General features: G+C 67.8%; 9 protein-coding genes. 3 read left to right on the top strand and 6 right to left on the bottom strand.

The genetic code is table 11. From position 1 onward, the window contains the following. Positions 1 to 174: 174 nt before the first annotated feature. Positions 175 to 816 carry a VC0807 family protein gene (locus QFZ91_RS09155; protein WP_176378010.1) on the top strand — a complete coding sequence of 214 codons (642 nt, stop codon included), beginning with the start codon at positions 175 to 177 and terminating at the stop codon, positions 814 to 816. A gap of 54 nt (positions 817 to 870) precedes the next feature. Here the strand turns inward: QFZ91_RS09155 and QFZ91_RS09160 are convergent, their stop codons facing one another. The 3 genes from QFZ91_RS09160 to recC are packed head-to-tail and all read right to left on the bottom strand — an operon-like array spanning position 871 to position 10,072. Beyond that, complete coding sequence (locus tag QFZ91_RS09160; RefSeq protein WP_429567040.1) at positions 871 to 2,961, bottom strand: AAA family ATPase; 2,091 nt, start codon at positions 2,959 to 2,961, stop codon at positions 871 to 873. Continuing rightward, on the bottom strand, positions 2,958 to 6,683 hold the full coding sequence (recB, locus tag QFZ91_RS09165) for an exodeoxyribonuclease V subunit beta (RefSeq protein WP_429567041.1): 3,726 nt from the start codon (positions 6,681 to 6,683) through the stop codon (positions 2,958 to 2,960). The genes QFZ91_RS09160 and recB overlap by 4 nt, the downstream gene beginning before the upstream one ends. Then, a complete protein-coding gene (recC, locus tag QFZ91_RS09170; RefSeq protein WP_429567042.1) occupies positions 6,680 to 10,072 on the bottom strand; it encodes an exodeoxyribonuclease V subunit gamma in 3,393 nt (1,130 codons plus the stop codon). The genes recB and recC overlap by 4 nt, the downstream gene beginning before the upstream one ends. Positions 10,073 to 10,285: 213 nt before the next feature. Here recC and QFZ91_RS09175 point away from each other — a divergent pair, with 213 nt between their 5' ends. Then, on the top strand, positions 10,286 to 12,808 hold the full coding sequence (locus QFZ91_RS09175) for an FUSC family protein (protein ID WP_429567043.1): 2,523 nt from the start codon (positions 10,286 to 10,288) through the stop codon (positions 12,806 to 12,808). A gap of 20 nt (positions 12,809 to 12,828) precedes the next feature. Here QFZ91_RS09175 and QFZ91_RS09180 read toward each other — a convergent pair whose 3' ends face one another. Both QFZ91_RS09180 and QFZ91_RS09185 read right to left on the bottom strand, forming a co-directional pair. Further along, positions 12,829 to 13,038 (bottom strand): hypothetical protein, encoded by a 210-nt coding sequence (locus QFZ91_RS09180; RefSeq protein ID WP_429567044.1) that lies wholly within the window; start codon positions 13,036 to 13,038, stop codon positions 12,829 to 12,831. A gap of 173 nt (positions 13,039 to 13,211) precedes the next feature. Beyond that, positions 13,212 to 13,685, bottom strand: coding sequence for an Lrp/AsnC family transcriptional regulator (locus QFZ91_RS09185; protein WP_013089133.1), 474 nt, complete (start codon positions 13,683 to 13,685; stop codon positions 13,212 to 13,214). 138 nt (positions 13,686 to 13,823) lie between these two features. Here QFZ91_RS09185 and QFZ91_RS09190 point away from each other — a divergent pair, with 138 nt between their 5' ends. Beyond that, the gene (locus QFZ91_RS09190; protein WP_429567045.1) at positions 13,824 to 14,531 is read left to right on the top strand and encodes a cysteine dioxygenase; all 708 of its coding nucleotides are present in this window, start codon (positions 13,824 to 13,826) and stop codon (positions 14,529 to 14,531) included. Between the two features lie 83 nt (positions 14,532 to 14,614). On the opposite strand, the gene QFZ91_RS09195 is transcribed toward QFZ91_RS09190, so the two are convergent. Further along, positions 14,615 to 17,395, bottom strand: coding sequence for a mechanosensitive ion channel family protein (locus QFZ91_RS09195; RefSeq protein WP_429567046.1), 2,781 nt, complete (start codon positions 17,393 to 17,395; stop codon positions 14,615 to 14,617). Between the last annotated feature and the right edge of the window lie 89 nt (positions 17,396 to 17,484).

Raw genomic sequence — 17,484 nt, forward strand, 5'->3', positions numbered from 1 at the left:
GATGCATCAGTGTACAAGCGCTCGGCGCGAGATGCCCGAGGTCGCCGGAGCACGCCAGAGCGCCAGGTGCAGTGCTCGGCGGCGCCGGCTTGCCATCGCGTTACGAAAAAAACCAGTTGCGTCGGCGCGACCGGTTCATCGATACTGGCTCTTTCGCTTACGGCGTAAATTCAAATGAAAATCCGTCCCGGTTTCGTGCTCGAACTGGCGGTCAACTTTCTGCTGCCGTGGCTGGCCTACCGGCTCGCGTTACCGCGGGTAGGCGAGACCGGCGCGCTGATCGCGTCCGCCGTGCCGCCGCTCATCTGGAGCGCGATCGAGCTCGCGCGCTTCAGGCGCGTCGATGCGCTCAGCGTGATGGTGGTTGCGGGCATCGTGTTGTCGGTGGCGGCCATGGCGCTCGGCGGCAGTCCGCGCATGCTGCTGTTGCGCGAGTCGCTGGTATCCGGCGCGGTCGGCGTCGTGTTTCTGCTGTCGCTGCCGATGCGCCGTCCCCTGATCTTCTACCTCGCGCGCGCGACGGTCGCGCGCGAAATGGAAGGCGGCGCCGCGCATTTCGAGGCGCTGTGGCGCGAACGCCCCGGTCTCGCCCCCGCGATGCGAACCATGACGCTCGTGTGGGGCGTCGGCCTGACCGCCGAAACCGCGCTACGCGCGTGGATGGCGCTGACGTGGCCGATCGAACGCTTCCTCGTCGTGTCGCCCTTTATCGGCTACGGCATCTACGCGGGACTCGCGCTGTGGACGCTGTGGTATCGCAAGACGATGCGCAGCCGCGTCGAAGCCATCGAGCGGGCGAGTGGCATGGCCGGTTGAGCGCCACTCGCACTTTGGGCCCCCACTCCGCGTGTTCCGCCCGCGCTCGCGTGATCAACGCGACGCCTCCGCAATTCGCGCGGCCAGCCCCGAACCACGCTGCGTCGCCGTCGCGATCGCCTGCGCGAGCACGGCCCGCGCGCCGATCACCTCGACGCGTTCGCGCGCGCGAGTAATCGCCGTGTACACGAGCTCGCGCGACAACACCCGGCTGAACGCCGACGGCAGCACCAGCACCGCGTGCTCGAACTCCGAACCTTGCGACTTGTGGACCGTCAGCGCGAACGCGGTATCGTGCGGCGGCAGCGCGGCTGGCGACACCGCGCGCACCCGGCCGTCGCCGGTGCGGAAGTACACGCGCAGCGCGCCGCCCGCACCCGGCAACGCAATGCCGATGTCGCCATTGAACAGCCCCAGCGCGTAGTCGTTGCGCGTAACCATCACTGGACGTCCGGCAAACCACTGCGCGCCGACCGCGAGCGTGAGGCCCGCAGCACGGCGCACCTGGGCCGCCATCGCCGCATTGACCGGATCGACGCCACGCGGTCCGAGCCGCGTCGCACAGAGGATGCGGAAGCGGTTGAGCGCGTCGAACAGTGGCAATGGATCGGGCGTATCGGTGGCGAGCGCCGCGGCAAGTGCGTCGGCGTACGGCGTGAAGCCGGCGGCAAGGCGCGTGACGGTGCGCTCGGCCAGCGTCGTGTGCGCGTCCTCGTGCAGCGCCGCGGCGCAGTCCTCGGTCGGGTCGGTCCGCAATACGTCGAGCGCCGCGCTCGCTGAGCCGTTGCGAATCGCAACCGACAAACGCCCGATCGGCGACTCGAGGCCGAACCGGTAGTTGCGCTCGAGCCAGACGACGCAGTCCGCGAGCGGATTGCGTTCGTTCGCCAACTGCATATCGCGATCGGTCTCTTCGTCAGCCGCCGCCGTCGCGACACCGGCGAACAGATCGCCCGATGCATCCGGCCCGAACGTGTGCAGCGCCTCGGGTGGCACAAAAAAATCATCGACCGGCGCTTCATCGTCCTGACGCGACGCACGCGGCAAAGCCCGCGCGAGCCGCGCCTCGTCGATGTCGAGCGCCTGCGCGACCCGTCGCAATCCGCTCGCGCTCAACGCCGGCCGCGCACTGAGTTCGGCGAACACCGCGCCGGCTTCGACTGCGGCGAGCTGGTCCTTGTCACCGAGCATCACGAGCCGCGTTTGCGGCCCGATCGCGTCGAGCAGATGCGTGGCCATCGCGACGTCGATCATCGACGCCTCGTCGATCACGACCACGTCATACGGCAAAGGATTATCGCGATGATGCCGAAAGCGTCCGCCCGGCCCCGAGCCCAGCAATCGATGCAGCGTGTACGACGTCTGCGGCAAACGCTCGGCGAGCTCCGGCGGCAGCTCGCCCGCGCGTGCGAGCAACGCTTCCTGCATCCGTTGCGCCGCCTTTCCGGTCGGCGCCGCGAGCGCAATGCGCAAATCGGCGCGCGCATCGAGCAGACACGCGAGCACGCCGACCACGGTCGTGGTCTTGCCGGTGCCCGGCCCTCCGCTGACGATCGTCAGCCGCCCCGACAGCGCCATCACTGCCGCGACGCGCTGCCAGTCGACTTCGTCGTCTTTCGGCGCGCCGAAGTAGCGCAGCAGGCGTTCGCGCAACGCGGCGGGCGCGGAGTCGGCGTTGACATTCGCAGTGTTCGCGTCGGCCGTCGCCTGTACGACCAGAGCGTGCGCCAGGCGCCGCTCGTAGTCGTAGTAGCGCGCAAGATAAAGACGCCCCTGCGCGTCGATCACGAGCGGCCGCAACGCCGCCGCACTCGCCGCGTCCGCTGCGCCATCGCTTGCCATGCCGCTCGCGAGCAGCGCCGCGCGCACCTCGGCGCTCGATGCGTCGAAGCGGCGCGCAAGCGCCGCGAGCGGCACGCACACGTGCCCTTCGGCGGTCGCACGGCTCGCCGCGAAGGCGCCGCGCGCGGCCCATTTCACCACCTCGGTCGATGCACCACCGCGCCGCGCCAGCATGCCGATCCGACGCGCGAACCCTTCGGCCAGCGCGATGCTGAAATCGGCCGGCGCGGGCAGGTTGACGCCGATGTCTTCGAGACCGAGCGGCGCGGCCGCGCGCTCGCCAAGCGTGCCGCGCGTACTCATGCGCCACCTCCGACCATCGCCGCGTCGAGCAGCGCCACCAGTTCGAACGGCGCGCGCCGCCTATGCACGCCGGCGGCGCCGTCGACATCGCGCCAGTCCGGCCGCACGCCGCGCACGAACAGATACAGATAGCCGCCGATATGCGTGTCGTACGCATAGTCGCGCACGCGCGTCTTCAGATAGCGATGCAACGCGACCGTATAAAGCAGCGCCTGCAGGTGATACGCGTGGCTCGCCATCGCCGCTTCGAGCGGCGCAGCCGCGTAATCGGCCGCGGTGTCGCCGAGATGGTTCGATTTCCAGTCGACGATCCAGAAGCGGCCGTCGTGCTCGACGATCATGTCGATAAATCCTTTGATGTATCCACGCAGCACGCTCGGCTCCAACGCGACGTCGGGATAGCCGTATTCGATCATCAGCTCGCGCAGCGCCGGAAAATCAAGCGACGGCGCCGCGAACAGAAATTCGAGTTCGTTCAGGCGCCGACGCGGATCGAGCCGCGCGAGCGTCATGCCCGGCACCAGTTCGGTCGAGACGACGTCGCCGATCAGCCGATGCATCATCGCGGGCAAGCGCGCGGCGAGCTCGGGCGCGGCCGGCGCCGGTCGCTCGCGCAGCGCGCCGCGGATCGCGTCGGGCCAGCTGCGCGCGTCGCTGAAATCGGCGAGCTCGAACATCCGATGCAGGCAATCGCCAGCCGCCGCACCACGCGGGAACGCGAGGATGTCGTCGTCGGCATGCGCCGGGGCGTTGGTCGCGGCGACCGGTGCGAGCAACGGCGCGGACTGCAGCGCGTCGGCGATCTCATCGTGATCGGGCCGCACGTCTTCCTGCGGCGCATGCGCGTGCGCATCCCCGTTCCTCGCGCCGGACGCGATCAGGCCGCTGAAACTCGCCATGCGCCACTGATCGCGCAACGGCCGCCGATTCGCGCGCGCGTGCAGATGTGCGCCCTGGTCCTGCAGACTTTCGAGCGGCACGCGACGCGTCACTTCGGGCAACGCCCGCAACGTGACCGGTCCGCCCGCGAGTGCATGCCAGCTCGCCGCGAGCGCGGCTTCATCGGGCGGCTCGGCGAGCCATGCGTCGAACGTATGGCCGCTGCCGCCGACGAGCCAGTTCAGCACGCTGCGGCGCGACTCCCTGGTCGAGCGCGAAGACAGATAGGTGCCCGCGACCAGGTAGCAGCGATACACCGCGCGCGTGAGCGCCACATAAACGAGCCGCGCGCGTTCCGCTGCCTGCTCGCGCACCGCGTAATGCGACGCGTGCTCGGCTTCCTGTTCGTCGCAACCGTAGTGCAGCACCGCGTCGCCGCTGTCGTCGTGATACTCACGCGCATCGGGTAAGCCCGACGACGGCGGCTCGCGCAAGCCACCATCGTTCAGGAACGGACAGAACACGACCGCGTATTCGAGTCCCTTCGATTTATGGACCGTGACGATCTGCACGAGATTGCGATCCGACTCGAGCCGCAGTTGCGCCTCTTCCCCGCCGCCCTGCTCGCGCTGCGCGGCGAGCCAGCGCAAGGTCGGCGCGATGCCGGGCTGGGTGGCCGCGCGCGCCTGTACGAGCTCGGCGAGATGGTTCACGTTGGTCAGCCGGCGCTCGCCGTCGACACCCGCGACGAGCCGCTGCGCAACGCGCAGCTCGCGTATCAGCGTACGCCACATCACGGCGAAGCCGCGTTCGTGCCACAGCATCCGGTAGCGCGAAAAACGTTCGACCCAGCCCATCGCGTCGGCGGGATCGAGTGCTGGCGCGGGTTCGTCAAAGGCCTCAGGCGCTGGCGCCTCGGCGACCTGCGTAAGACGCCACAGCGCGGCGGCGTCGAGCCCGAGCCAGTCGGTGGCGAGCGCGGCGCGTAGACGCCGCAGATCGCCGGGCGTGTCGATGGCGGCCAGCACGCGCTCGATCTGCTCGGCATCCAGCGTCGCGAACACCGACACCTGCGCAAGCTCCACGCTGCCGACGCCCCATGCCGCGAGCACGCGTTTGACGAGGCTGCCCTGCTTGTGCGTCTGGACGAGCACTGCGATATCGCCCGGCGCGAGCGGCTTGTCGCCAATCGTCACGACGCCTTCACGCGCCCCTCGCAATAGCCGCACGATCTCGGCCGCGCACGCTTCGCTCGCCGCGCGCTGCGCGTCGCGTTTGCTCAATGCGGTCTCGCCTTGCGGCAACGTCCAGATGCGGAAATCGCCGCCGCCCGCGTCGGGATCGGCGAACGGGGCACGCCGCCGCTCGCCCGCGCGCACCGGCTGATAGTCGAGCCCGTCGAGCACGAACGCTCGAGGGTTCGCTTCGAAGATCCGGTTGCACGCGTCGACGATCGGTGCGGTCGAGCGCTGGTTGACCGCGAGCGTGTAGCACGCGGACGCCGCCTCGCGCGCCGCAAGGTACGTATGCAGATCCGCCGCACGGAAGCTGTAGATCGCCTGCTTCGGATCGCCGACGAGGAACAGCGGCCCGGCCGGCGCGAAGATGCGGCTGAAGATCGCGAATTGCAGCGGATCGGTGTCCTGGAACTCATCGATCAGCGCGGCCGGATAGCGGTTGCGCAACGCGTCGGCGAGCCACGGATGCGCGGCCAGCGCGCGATACAGATTCGCGAGCAGATCGTCGAACGACACGACGCGGCGCGTGCGCTTGCGCGTCACCAGCTCGGCCGGCGCGAACTCGAGCCATGTCTGCACGAGCCCGAGCCAGCGCGCGCGCTGCGCGGCCTCGGCGGCGACCACGGCCGCGGCCAGCGCTTCGGCATGCTCGAAGAACGGATGCGCGGGCGGCTCGAACTTGACCTTGGTCGCCTTCTTCAGCGCCGACGCCGTCAGCTTCAACGCCGCGCGCGGCGGCGGCGCATGGCAGTCGCCCCGCGCGAAGTAGTCGGTCCACGCGGCGATCGCGGCGCTGACGTGATCGGGCTTGTGCGTGGTCTTGCTCAGGCGCTCCTGGGCCTCCGCTAGCAGCGCGACGATCGCGTCGCGCTCGGCCTGCCAGATCGCGCACGCGACATCGAAGCCGGCCTGCGGATCGGCGCTGGCGCCGTCCGCGTCGACGCCGCCCCAGCGCAATTGCGCGAGCGGCTTTTTCAGGCGTCGCGCCAACTGTTCGTCGAGCGACGCGGGACCGGCGCGCCTCGCCACCAGCCACGCGGCGAACGCCGGATGCGCATGCGCAACCGGCTCGACCTGCTCGCGCCAGAAGTCGGCGGCGAGTTCGAAGCGCAGCGCCGCGTCGTCGGCTTCCATTTCGAACGCGAACGGCATCGCGGCGGCGAACGGCGCTTCCTGCAACGCGCGCTGACAGAACGCGTGGATCGTGTGGATCGCGGCCTGATCGAAGGTGCGCAGCGCACGGCGCACGACCTTCAACGCCGCCTCGCGCTCGACACCGTTCTGCGGCGCGAGCGTCGTTTCGAATAGCCGGCGGATGAACGGATCGTCGCCGTCGTCGTCCATCTCGATCGCGCGATGCAGTTCCGCGAGACGGCCGCGAATGCGCTCGTGCAACTCCGCGGTCGCGGCCTTCGTGAACGTGACGACGAGAATCTGATCGGCGTTCAGGTTCTTTTCGAGCAGCAGCCGCACGTACAGCGCGCAGATGTTCCACGTCTTGCCGGTGCCCGCCGACGCTTCGATCTGGTTCACGCCGTCGAGCGGACACGCGAACACGTCGAGCTCGTCGGCGACGAGGTTTTGATGGCGCAGCGCTTCGCTCATGAGGCGCTCCGCAGATGCCGGATCAGTGGCTTGAAGACGATCGCGGCGAGGCTGCCGAACGGTTCGGCGAGCGTGAGCGGCGTGCCGCGCAGCGCGATGCGCAACGCGGGGTCGTCGGACTCGCCGCGCACGCGGTCGTTGATCCATACGCCCTGTGCCGCCGATTCGCTTTCGCTGACTCTCGCCCATGCGCTCTTCGGGAAGAAGCGCAGCGGCAGCCGGCGGCCGGCATTGAAGAGCGCCGCCAACGGCGCGAGTTCGTCGAGCGGCGCCGCGACGGGCGCGAGCTCGAAGCTCTCGCCGCTGCCGTGCCACACGGTGCGGCGCGGACCGTCCGGCTGCGCCGCGCAATAGACCAGATGCGCGAGCCACGCGGACAGATAGTCGCGCGCGCTGGCTTTGGCATAACGAAAGATCACTTGTCCCGTTCCGGTCAGCAGGTTCAACGTGCCGCGCATTTGCAGCGGCGTTTCGGCGGACTCGCGCAGCAGCGCGTCGTAGTCGCCGAACAGCGAATTGGCGTTGTCGGTGCGATCACCGTCTTGCGGCCAGCGCGGCATGATGTCGAGCACGAACGGCAAGCGCTCGACACCGGCGGCCACTTCGCGCCGCACGCTTTGCGCCAACTGCCGCAGCGCGGACAGTTCGCGCGCGCGCCACACCGCGCCGGTCGCGCCGCCCGGCAACTCGGGGCTCGCCTCGGCGACGCGCTGCACGCGGCTGTACGTCACCTCATCTGCGGTGTCGGCGTCGAGCAGCACCGGCAGCAGGCGCTCGGCGAGCGCGTCCCGGCCCGCATAGTCGAGATCGAACGGCTCGGTATCGAGCAGCTCGCCCTGCGCATCCGACAACGCGATGCCGAGCCGGTCGCGCAACAGCGCGCGCGCCGGATGACGCCAGAAACGCACGAAGTCGTCGAACTGCACCTCGTGCATATCTTCCGGCGGCAGCGGTTGATCGAAGAACGGCGCGGCGGCGGCATGCTGCGGTTCGGCGAGCAATGTGGCCAGCTCGGCGCGATCGGCGTCGTAGGTGAACAGATCGGGCTTCGCCGCAAAATAGTCCGACGCGAACGCCTGCAACGGATGCTCGACGATGAACTCGCGCCGCGCGCTGTCGACCTCGGCCGGACTCGCGTCCTCGCCCGCCGACACCTGCGCGAGATGATCGAGCAGTTCGTCGACGAGCGCGGCCGGCGGCAGCGGCGCGTTATCGCGAATGCTGCGGCCCGTGTACGCGATGAAGAGCCGCTCGCGCGCGGCGAGCAGCAGATCGAGGAACAGATTGCGCTCGTCGTCGCGGCGCTGACGGTCGCCGGCCTTGCCGAACGCGGCCATCAGATCGAATTCGTCGGCGCGCGCGAGCGACGGCAGCACGCCGTCGTCCATGCCGAGCAGGCAGACCACACGGAACGGCAAGCCGCGCAGACTCGTCAGCGAAGAAAACGTCACGCTGCCCCACGGCACGCCGCCGCGCGCGGGGTCGTCGAGCGCTTCGGTGAGCGCGGTGCGCACCACCGAGGCCGGCAGCAACACATCATGCGCGCCGGCCTGCATCGCGGCGCTCATCGCATCGAGCGCGTCGCGCACGTCCGCGAGCGAATCGGCGAACTCGACGCCGCCGTCGAAGCACTCCCCGAGCGTTTCGAGCAGCAGTTGCGACCAGCCAGCGGGCGGGCGCTCGATCGCGCAGCTCGCCGCGAAGCTGTCGATATCGTCGACGAAGCGCGACAGACGGCCGAGCAATTCGGCATCCGAACCGTCTGCGCCTTCGACCGGCAGCCACGCATCGACCGGCTCGCCGCCGGCCGGCATCGCATAGCCGAGGTACAGGCGCGTCAGCGCATCGGCGAACGTATGACGCGCGACCGGCACATGCTCAGCGACCGGTTCGAGCGGCGCGAGCCCGCGCCGCGCGCCGGCGGCCGCGAGCCATTCCTGCGCGGCTTCGAGCGAATTCGCATCGATGCCGTAACGCACCGCGACCGCATCGACACGCAGCCATTCGATCAGATCCGGCGCGCCGACGCTGCGCTCGGGCAGCGCGAGCCAGTCGAGCAACAGACGCGCGACCGGATTGGCCTGCGACGGCGGCAAGCCGGTGATCCGGTACGGAATGCGGCGGGTGTCGCCGGCGGGCGTGGTGCCGAACACAGCATCGATCAGCGGACCGGCCGCCGCCAGATCGGACACCGCGACCAGCACGTCGGACGGCTGCAGATCGTCGAACTCGTCGAACCAGCCGAGCAGGCGATCGTGCAGCACTTCGAGCTGCCGCGACAGGCTGTGGCAAACGTGTACCTCGATACCGCGCTCGATAGGCAACTCGTCGGCATCGGCTTCATTGCGCAGATCGAGGATGCCGTTCTGCACGGCAGCGAGCCAGCTCGGCTCGGGGTTCTCGGTGAAGTCACCGGTCTCGGCCGATGCCGCGCTTTCGGTCAGCTCGTGCAGCATATGCAACTGCGCCTGAGTCTGCCGTCCCCATTCGGCGAGCAGCGGATGACCGACTTCCTGATAGTCGAGCTGCCCCGCCGCGTCGAGCGCCTGCACGCGCCCTTCGCTGACCACGTCGAACCAGAACTCGCGGCATGGGTTCATCACGTACAGACGCACGTCGATCCAGCGCGACAGCGCGCGCAGCAATGCGATATGCAGCGGCGGCATGGTCGGCAGCGCGAACCCGCTGACCGCCTCGGGCCATTGCGCGTTCGAGATCGCCTCGAGATCGAGCGCAGCGATTTCATCGAGGAACCGATACGCGGGCGGCAGCGCGGCCGCGGATGTTTGCGCATGCCCCCCGGCTTGCGCGAGTTCGGCGAGCACCGCGCGCCACAGCGCCGCCTGCCAGCGCTCGTCCTCGCGCGCCGCATCGCTCGCGCCGGTCAGACGAGGACCGGTGTCGTCCGCCGCGCCGCTCGCGAAGATCGAGCCGCCCTTCTGCCACTGCAGCAGCCATTCGGGGCGATAGGTCAGATAGTGGTCGAGCACGGTCGCGACGCGCCGCGCGAGTTCGTAGCGCATCGACGCGTCGGCCGCATCGAGATAGGTGCGCAAACGCGGCGACGCATTCCACGGCAGCGCCTCGTCCGTGTCGTCGAGCAGCCGGTAGCAGCGCCATACGAGGCGGTCCGGAGCGAACGGCGAATGCTTCGGCACCTCGATCACGCCGCCGATCTGCGCCCACAGCCATTGCGCGAGATAACCAAAGTTCACGTTCGCGCAGATGCCCTGGCGCGCGGCGATATCGAGTTCGAGCCGCCGGCGCACGGCCGCGCTCGGCACGATCACGGGACGCGCGGTCCAAGGGTCGGACGGCGCTTGCGCGAGGTCGTCGAGCAGCGCGCCCACCAGCGTTTCGTAGCGGTTCGAGTAGAAGAGCTGAAGCATGGATTCCAGATCATATTTGGCACGCTGATGGCCCGCGAGTGATGCTCGCGGGCCACAGCGGACATTGAAGCGACAGCATAACAAACCGATCCTCAGGGCATAACCTGGCCGAATGGACGAGGTCAGATCGCGCGCAAAATCAGTTAGACTCGACGGCAGTTTCGCGCTGTCTTTCCAACTGCGGTTTTCTCGGTGAATGGATTCAGGTAGTCGATGCGCTATTCGGTCGAAATAAGAAAATTCCTTTATAGCCAGTACTTTTATGGCGGCCTGCGCATCGCGGTCGGCGTGTCGTTGCCGGCCATCCTGTGCCTGATCGTGTTTCACAATCGTGAACTCGGCTTCACGATCGCGACCGGCGCGCTCGGCGCCTGCGTCGTCGACATGCCGGGCCCGCTCAAGTACAAGCACAACGAGATGCTGGCCTGCTCGGTGATCGGCTTTCTGTCCGCGCTCGCCACCGGCCTCGCCACCGTCAATCCGATCGCGCTGTGGTGTACGGTCGTGCCGCTTACGTTCGTGCTGTCGCTGATCGTCGTGTACGGCAACCGCTGGCCGCAGATCAGCTTCGCGACGCTGTTCATGATGATCATGACGCTGGAGGAGCACTTCACGCCGCTGCAGGCGCTCGTCAATGCGTCGTGGATACTGCTCGGCGGCCTCTGGTACACGTATTGGTCGACCCTCGTGAGCCGCTGGATGGTGCATCGGATCGAGCAGCAGGCGCTCGCCGAAAGCGTGTTCGCATGCGCGGACTATCTGCTTGCGCGCGCCGCGTTCTACGATCTCGACAACGACCTCGACGAGTGCTACCGCAACCTCGTCGACAAGCAGATCTCCGCGGTCGATCGCCAGGAGGCCGCGCGCGACATCGTGCTGCGCAATCTGCCCAGGCTCAAACGCGGCAAGCTCGAACCACGCCGCGCGATGCTGTACAACCTGTTCATCAATACCGTCGATCTGCACGAGTTGTTCGTCGGCGCGCAAACCGATTACACGCTCGTGCGCAGCACGTTCGGCGGCTCCGACCTGCTGGTGTTCTATCGCGATCTGATCCGCAAGGCTGCCGAAGATCTCGAGGAGATCGGCCTCGCGGTGCTGCAGAACCAGGCGCCGCGCAAGCGCGTGAACGTGAAGGCCGAGTTGCGCGCGATCGAGTATGAAATCGAGTTGATGCGCAAGCAGGAACTGCCGACCCAGAACCCGGAGGCATATTCGGCGGTGTCGTCGAATTTCCGCCGCATCTGGAGCGCCACGCGGCTGATCGACAAGATGCGCCGCAGCCTCACCACCGAGCCGAGCCCGACCGAAACGGAACTGCGCATCGATCAGGCGCTGAGCCGCTTCGTGACGAGCCGGCGCGTGCCGTTCGGGCAGATCTTCTCGAATCTGACCATGGCCTCGCCGAGCTTTCGCCATGCATTGCGCGTGACGATCGCGGTCGCCGTGGGCTTCTGGCTCGGCCGCCTGCTGCCGCTGACCAACGCGTACTGGATCGTGATGACCACGGTCATCATCCTGAAGCCCGGCTACTCGCTGACCAAGCAGCGCAACGGTCAGCGGATCATCGGCACGCTGATCGGCTGCGCGGCGAGCATCGCGCTGATCATCTTCGTGAAGGAGCCGCACATCCTGATGGTCGTGATGTTCGCGTCGATGGTGATGAGCTACAGCCTGCTGCTGTTCAACTACACGGCGAGCGTCGTGTTCACGTCGTCGTATGTACTGCTGCTGTTCCATCTGCTTGCGCCGGGCAGTCTGCGCATCATCGGCGAGCGCGCGATCGACACCGTGGTCGGCTGCGCGATCGCGATCGCGGCGAGCCACCTGTTCCCGTACTGGGAGTACCGCTTGATGGGCAAGCTCGTCAACAACATGATCAGCGCGACGCGGCAGTATCTTGAAGCGAGCTGGTGGTGGAGCGGCAAGCCGGCCGCCGCGGTGGTCGCGGCCGTGACCGAAGCGGGCGCGCGCGCGCCAGCGGCCGCGATGGCGGACCCGGCGCTCGGCTTTGGCGGGCCGGCGCTCGCTGTCGCTAGAGCCGAAGCCGAAGCCGAAGTGGAGAGTGGCGCCGGTGCGCGCCGCGCGGTGCGCGCGAGCCGTGCACAGCCGGTCGCCGAAGCTGGTGCCGAGGCGAACGCGGGCGACGCAGCCCAAAGCACGACCACGATCCGCAATCCGACCGCGCGCCCGGCAAGCGGTGCATCGGCTGCCGCCGCCGCGGCGGCGACCGCGCTCGACCGTGATTACCGCTACCGGCTCGCGCGCAAGAACGTTCACGTCGCGTTCGCGAATCTCGGCCAGGCGTTCCAGCGCATGATGCTCGAACCGAAGTCCGCGCAGAAGTTCGTGCCGGAGTTGAACGGTCTGCTGGTGCGCAGCCACGTGCTCGCGTCGCAGATCACGGCCGCCGCGCCGCTGCTGCGCACCTCCGCGCAACAGCAGCAACAGGTCGAGGACATCTCCCTACAGCCGCTGCAGCGCGCACTGAGCCTCGTGCGCGACAACCTGAGCGCCGCCGAAGCAGGCACCGCGTTGCCCGCCGAGCAGAGCGAGCAGATCAAACTGATGAGTCGCGAACTCGATGCGATGGTCGTCAACACGGAGAAATCGCCGGACTATACGGCCGATGCGGTGCACGACACGAAGCTGCTCGCGCATCAATGCAAGCAGATGCTCGCGGCGTCCGCGCAGATTCGCAAGGACGCGAGCATCATCCGGTTGCCGGAGGAGTGAAGCTGCGAGGCACGCGGGCGTTATTGCGCTGCGCCGCTCGCCGGTTTCAGTGCGTTGACTGCCGCGGCTGCCTCCGAGGCCACCGGCGGCACGTGGGTGGGCTGGCTCTCGAACTCGTGCTTTTGACGGATCGCGTTGTAGATCAGCGTTGCGATCACGAGCAGAATCGCCACCACGATAAAGACGGCGATGCCAAAGGTCGGGTTCTTCTTGCGCGGCGGTCTGGTCATGAAGCGGGCTCGGTTCGCGTAGCAGTCGCGGATGGGTCGGAGAAGGCGGCATTCTACGCCCAGTGAGCTTGCACGCGGCTTGCAGCCGACGGGAGCGGTATGGATGCGCCGTGGCGCGTTTGCTATCGAAACAGCAAGCGGCGCTCCTGGCACTCACGGATGCTCCACGAGCATCACGTTACCGCCGACGAACGCACCGGCAACGCCGTCGAATACTTGATCTGCTCCATCGCGAAGCTCGAACTCACGTCGTACAGCGGCACGGCCGTGATCAATTGCTTGTAGATCCGGTCGTAGTCGTCGATATCGGAGACCACCACGCGCAGCAGATAGTCGGTCTCGCCGCTCATCCGGTAGACCTCGACCACTTCGGGAATATCGCGCACCGCCTGCGTGAACGCGGCGGCCCATGTCTCCGTGTGCTGGTTCGTGCGCACCGCCACGAACACCGTGGTCCCGACGCCGAGCTTGCGCGCATCGCACAGCGCCACCTGCGCGCGAATCACGCCCGCCTCCTTCAGGCGCTGAAGCCGCTTCCAGCAAGGCGTCTGTGACAGATTCACGCGCTGCGCAAGTTCGGCGATCGGCATCGTCGCGTCCGCCTGCAGCAATTCGAGCAGCTTCCGATCGATGATATCCATACCCATACCCCCACCCCTCATAGGAAATTATTCTACTTTTCTGTTGGTCGAGGGAATTATATGGAAACTCTTTCTCCGGGCAAACCGGTATAAATATCGATACCGAAAATTGCCGACCAGCAGCGGCCGTGCTGCGTCAACACCATGAGCGACGACCTTCGCGCCACCGCTTTCGAGCATCTTCCCGACTACCTGAAGTCGCTGCCGGACCCGGCCCGACTCGAAGCGGCCGCGTTATCTACGCACACGCTGCGCCATATGAAGCGCACACCGATCGAGCGCCTGTGCGACACGCTCGACGCGATGTTCGAAGCCTGCGCGAAATTTCCGGAACCGTCGCATTCGACGTTCTTCGCGCGCAGCATGCGGCTCGCGCTCGCCGAGGCGGCCGCCGATCCGGCGCTGCTCGCACCGATACAACGCGAAGGCTCCGCCGACACCTATCGGCGCCATCTGCTCGTCGCCGATCCGCAAGGCCGCTATGCGATCGCCGCGCTGGTCTGGCAGCCCGGCCAGGCGAGCCCCGTGCATGCGCATCACACGTGGTGCGGTTACGCGGTGGTCGAGGGCAAGCTGAGCGAAACGGTCTTCGAATGGGACGACGCGCAGCAATGCGCGAGTGCGCTGCGCATTCAGACACGCAAACGCGGCGCGGTGTCGTACGTGCGCGGCGGCCGTGCCGCGATTCATCGGCTCGGCAACAGCAGCGATGCGCCGGCGGTGTCGCTGCATATCTACGGCGTCGAAGGCGCGCGGATCGGCACGCACGTGAACGACATCGTGCGCACGGCCGACGCCGCGGAGATGGTTCAACAACGGTTGCACGTCACGACGACACGTGACGTGATGTGATGTGACGCGTTCGCGCGACTACGAAGTCATGCGAGCACACAAGCACGCGACCGTCCTCGCACGGTCCCCGACAAACCCCCGCCTCAGCTCTTCCCACCGACATCGCCCGCCGTCGGAATCTGCGGCGGAACCGGTGCGGTCTGTCCGGTCGGCGGCGGCGCCGGACGCGGTTCGTGCGACACGTCACGCGCGGGCGCAAGCGGCACTTGTGTCGATGCGCGCGCCGACGGGCCGACGGCGCCCACTTCATACTCCGCTTCGCGCAGATGCTCGTGCGCCGCTTCGCGGGTTCGTTCGCGCGCGGGTTCATGCGCCCTTTGATGGTCTTTGCCGTGCGCGCCGTCGCCCGCCCGCTGGTGCGCGTCGGCACCCGCATCCACAGGCGCGACGAACCCGGTCATCTCATCGTCGCGCAACGGCTCGCCCTCGCTATCCTTCGACGACGTGTACACCCGCATCTGCGCGACCGGAATCTCGATGCCCGCCTCGTCCATCTTGCGCTTGAGCCGCAAATTGAACGCCCGCGCGACGCTCCATTGCTGCAGCGGCCGCGTCTTGATCTGCCCTTTGACGACCATCCAGTTCGGATCGAAGCGGTCGAGACCCCACACCTCGATCGGCCCGAGCATCTCGCGCCGGTAGCGGAAGTCGGCCATCAGCTCCGCGCCGACTTCGCGGATCAGCTGCGTGATCTCGTCGACATCAGTCGAGAACGACATGCGCACCTCGAACACCGCATACGCGAAATCGCGCGACAGGTTCTTCACGATCTTGATCTGCGAGAACGGAATCGCATGGATCGCGCCCTGCCCGTCGCGCAGCCGCACGGTGCGGATCGACAGATGTTCGACCGTGCCCGCATGGCCGCCATCGACGTCGATCCAGTCGCCGACCGAGATCGTGTCCTCGATGATGATGAAGAGCCCGGTGATCAGGTCGGTCACCAGCGACTGCGCGCCGAAGCCGATCGCCAGACCGATCACGCCCGCGCCGGCAAGCAGCGGCGTCACGTTGATGCCGAGGTTCGCGGCGGTGACGATGCCGCCGATCGTCATGATCGACACGAGCAACACGTTGCGCACCAGCGGCAGCATCGTGCGGGCGCGCGTGCTCGGGCTGCGCGCCTTGTTGCGCGGGCTGCCCGGATTGAGCGTTTCGGTGATCGCGGTGTCGACCAGAATCCACAGCAGCCACGCGATAAATACGGTGGCGACGATCGCCGTGATCGCATGCGCGATGCCGCGCGCCGCCACGTTCCTCTCGATCACCTCGGCCAGCGACACGTCCCACAGACGCGCGGCCAATTCGAAGAAAAACAGCCAGATGAACAAGGTCAGCAAGGTGCCGCAAAAGCGCAACAGGCGCGTCAGATACGGCGAGCGGCGACGCGCGCGGGCGCTGCGCGGGCGCGTCATGCGCAGCACGATCGCCGACAGGAAAAACGCCAGCACCAGCAGCAGCGCGGTCACGATCGAGATCTGCAGCACGTTTTCGCTGGAGCCGGAGCCGCCCAGCGTCGCGACCACCGACGCGGCCGCCAGCACCAGCACCGGCACGTGCCACATCGCGGCAAGCACCTCGAACGCATCGGTCGCGGCCCTGTGGTCGTTGCGCTGCTCGTACGGCCGGTTGCGGATCAGGTGCGCGACCGGCCGGCGGAAAGCGAGCGCGAAATAGCCGGTCAGCACGGCGGCCGTCATGTTGGCCGCGGTCGAAATCAGCGCGGCGAGGTTGGTGCCGATCTGATGCTCGACGTCGTAATTGACGGCCGCGTCGCCGAGCGCGCCGCACACGCCGATCACGAACAGCACGCGGCGCGCGTGATCGATCAGCAGGCGCACCGCGACGCGCCGGTGGCCCGAGCCGAACAGCGAGAACATGATCAGGCAGATCGCGGAAAACACCGCGCCCGCGACGATCGCATACGCGACCACCATGCCGAGCGTGCGGCCGAGCGCATCGGGCATCGCGCGCATGAACAGTAGCGCCGCGATGAACGCGATGATCCACGGACCGACGCGGCGCAACGCGAAGATCAGCAGCTCGCGCGTGGTGGGATTGGGCCGCAGCACCAGCTCGACGCCGAAGCGCCGGTGCAGCCGATGCTGCAGATAGATCAGCGCGCCCGCACAGGCGCCCCAGCCGGCCAGCATCCCCAGCATCGCCAGCACGATCGAGCCGAGACCCTCGCGCCCCTGGCCGGAGACGATCGTGTACAGCTCATTGCCGGCAGCGGTCACGCGCCCGCTCCAGTAGCGCACTGGCGTGCGGCCCTGATGCACGTCGGATTCGAACGACGCGATACCCGATGCGATCGCGCCGAGCAGGCCCGGACTAGGTTGCGCGGCCGCAGGCGAAGGCGGGCCGACGGTTTGCGCGGCGCTTTGCGATACGTCGCGCAGCTTCTTCAGCTGGGCGACGAGTGCGCTGCGCTGGCGGTCGTTGTCGAGCGTGGCGATCACGCTGTCGAGCGAGCGCGCAAGCTCCGCCTGGCTCGCGGGCGACGGCGCCGACGCCGCCTCGGGCGCCGACGCACCCGAGGCCGCGGACGCGGGCGCCGCGTTCACCGTCGCGCTGTTGATCAGGCTCTGCAATGCCGGGATCACCGGCGTGCCGCCGCCGACCGCGGGGCCGGCGGCCTGCGCGATGCGCGGCAGCGCGCCGAGGCACAGAATCAGCGCGGCGCACACGAGCGCGGTCAACCAACCCAGCACATATGCGCTCGCACGCGGGTGGGCGGCGCCGCTGGCAGTGCCGCGAGCGGCGTGATCGGAGGAGAGATGAGGGGCGGTGAGAATCGCCGGCTGCTGCCCGCCGCCAGACGGCGCAGCCTCGGACTCACGCCGCGACGGGCATGACTGCATGGCAATCCGTGAGAAAACGGCAGACGCCAGTGTAGCCGCAGTTACGCCCGGCGCGCCCGAACATGCGTAACCGAATGTTAGTACGCTTG

The sequence above is a fragment of the Paraburkholderia sp. JPY419 genome (assembly GCF_050435705.1).
Classification (GTDB): Bacteria; Pseudomonadota; Gammaproteobacteria; order Burkholderiales; family Burkholderiaceae; genus Paraburkholderia; species Paraburkholderia youngii.

Coding starts and splice junctions, on each gene's coding strand:
- QFZ91_RS09155 (WP_176378010.1), top strand. CDS start 175: ATGAAAATCCGTCCCGGTTTCGTGCTCGAACTGGCGGTCAACTTTCTG.
- QFZ91_RS09160 (WP_429567040.1), bottom strand. CDS start 2,961: ATGAGTACGCGCGGCACGCTTGGCGAGCGCGCGGCCGCGCCGCTCGGT.
- recB (WP_429567041.1), bottom strand. CDS start 6,683: ATGAGCGAAGCGCTGCGCCATCAAAACCTCGTCGCCGACGAGCTCGAC.
- recC (WP_429567042.1), bottom strand. CDS start 10,072: ATGCTTCAGCTCTTCTACTCGAACCGCTACGAAACGCTGGTGGGCGCG.
- QFZ91_RS09175 (WP_429567043.1), top strand. CDS start 10,286: ATGCGCTATTCGGTCGAAATAAGAAAATTCCTTTATAGCCAGTACTTT.
- QFZ91_RS09180 (WP_429567044.1), bottom strand. CDS start 13,038: ATGACCAGACCGCCGCGCAAGAAGAACCCGACCTTTGGCATCGCCGTC.
- QFZ91_RS09185 (WP_013089133.1), bottom strand. CDS start 13,685: ATGGGTATGGATATCATCGATCGGAAGCTGCTCGAATTGCTGCAGGCG.
- QFZ91_RS09190 (WP_429567045.1), top strand. CDS start 13,824: ATGAGCGACGACCTTCGCGCCACCGCTTTCGAGCATCTTCCCGACTAC.
- QFZ91_RS09195 (WP_429567046.1), bottom strand. CDS start 17,395: ATGCAGTCATGCCCGTCGCGGCGTGAGTCCGAGGCTGCGCCGTCTGGC.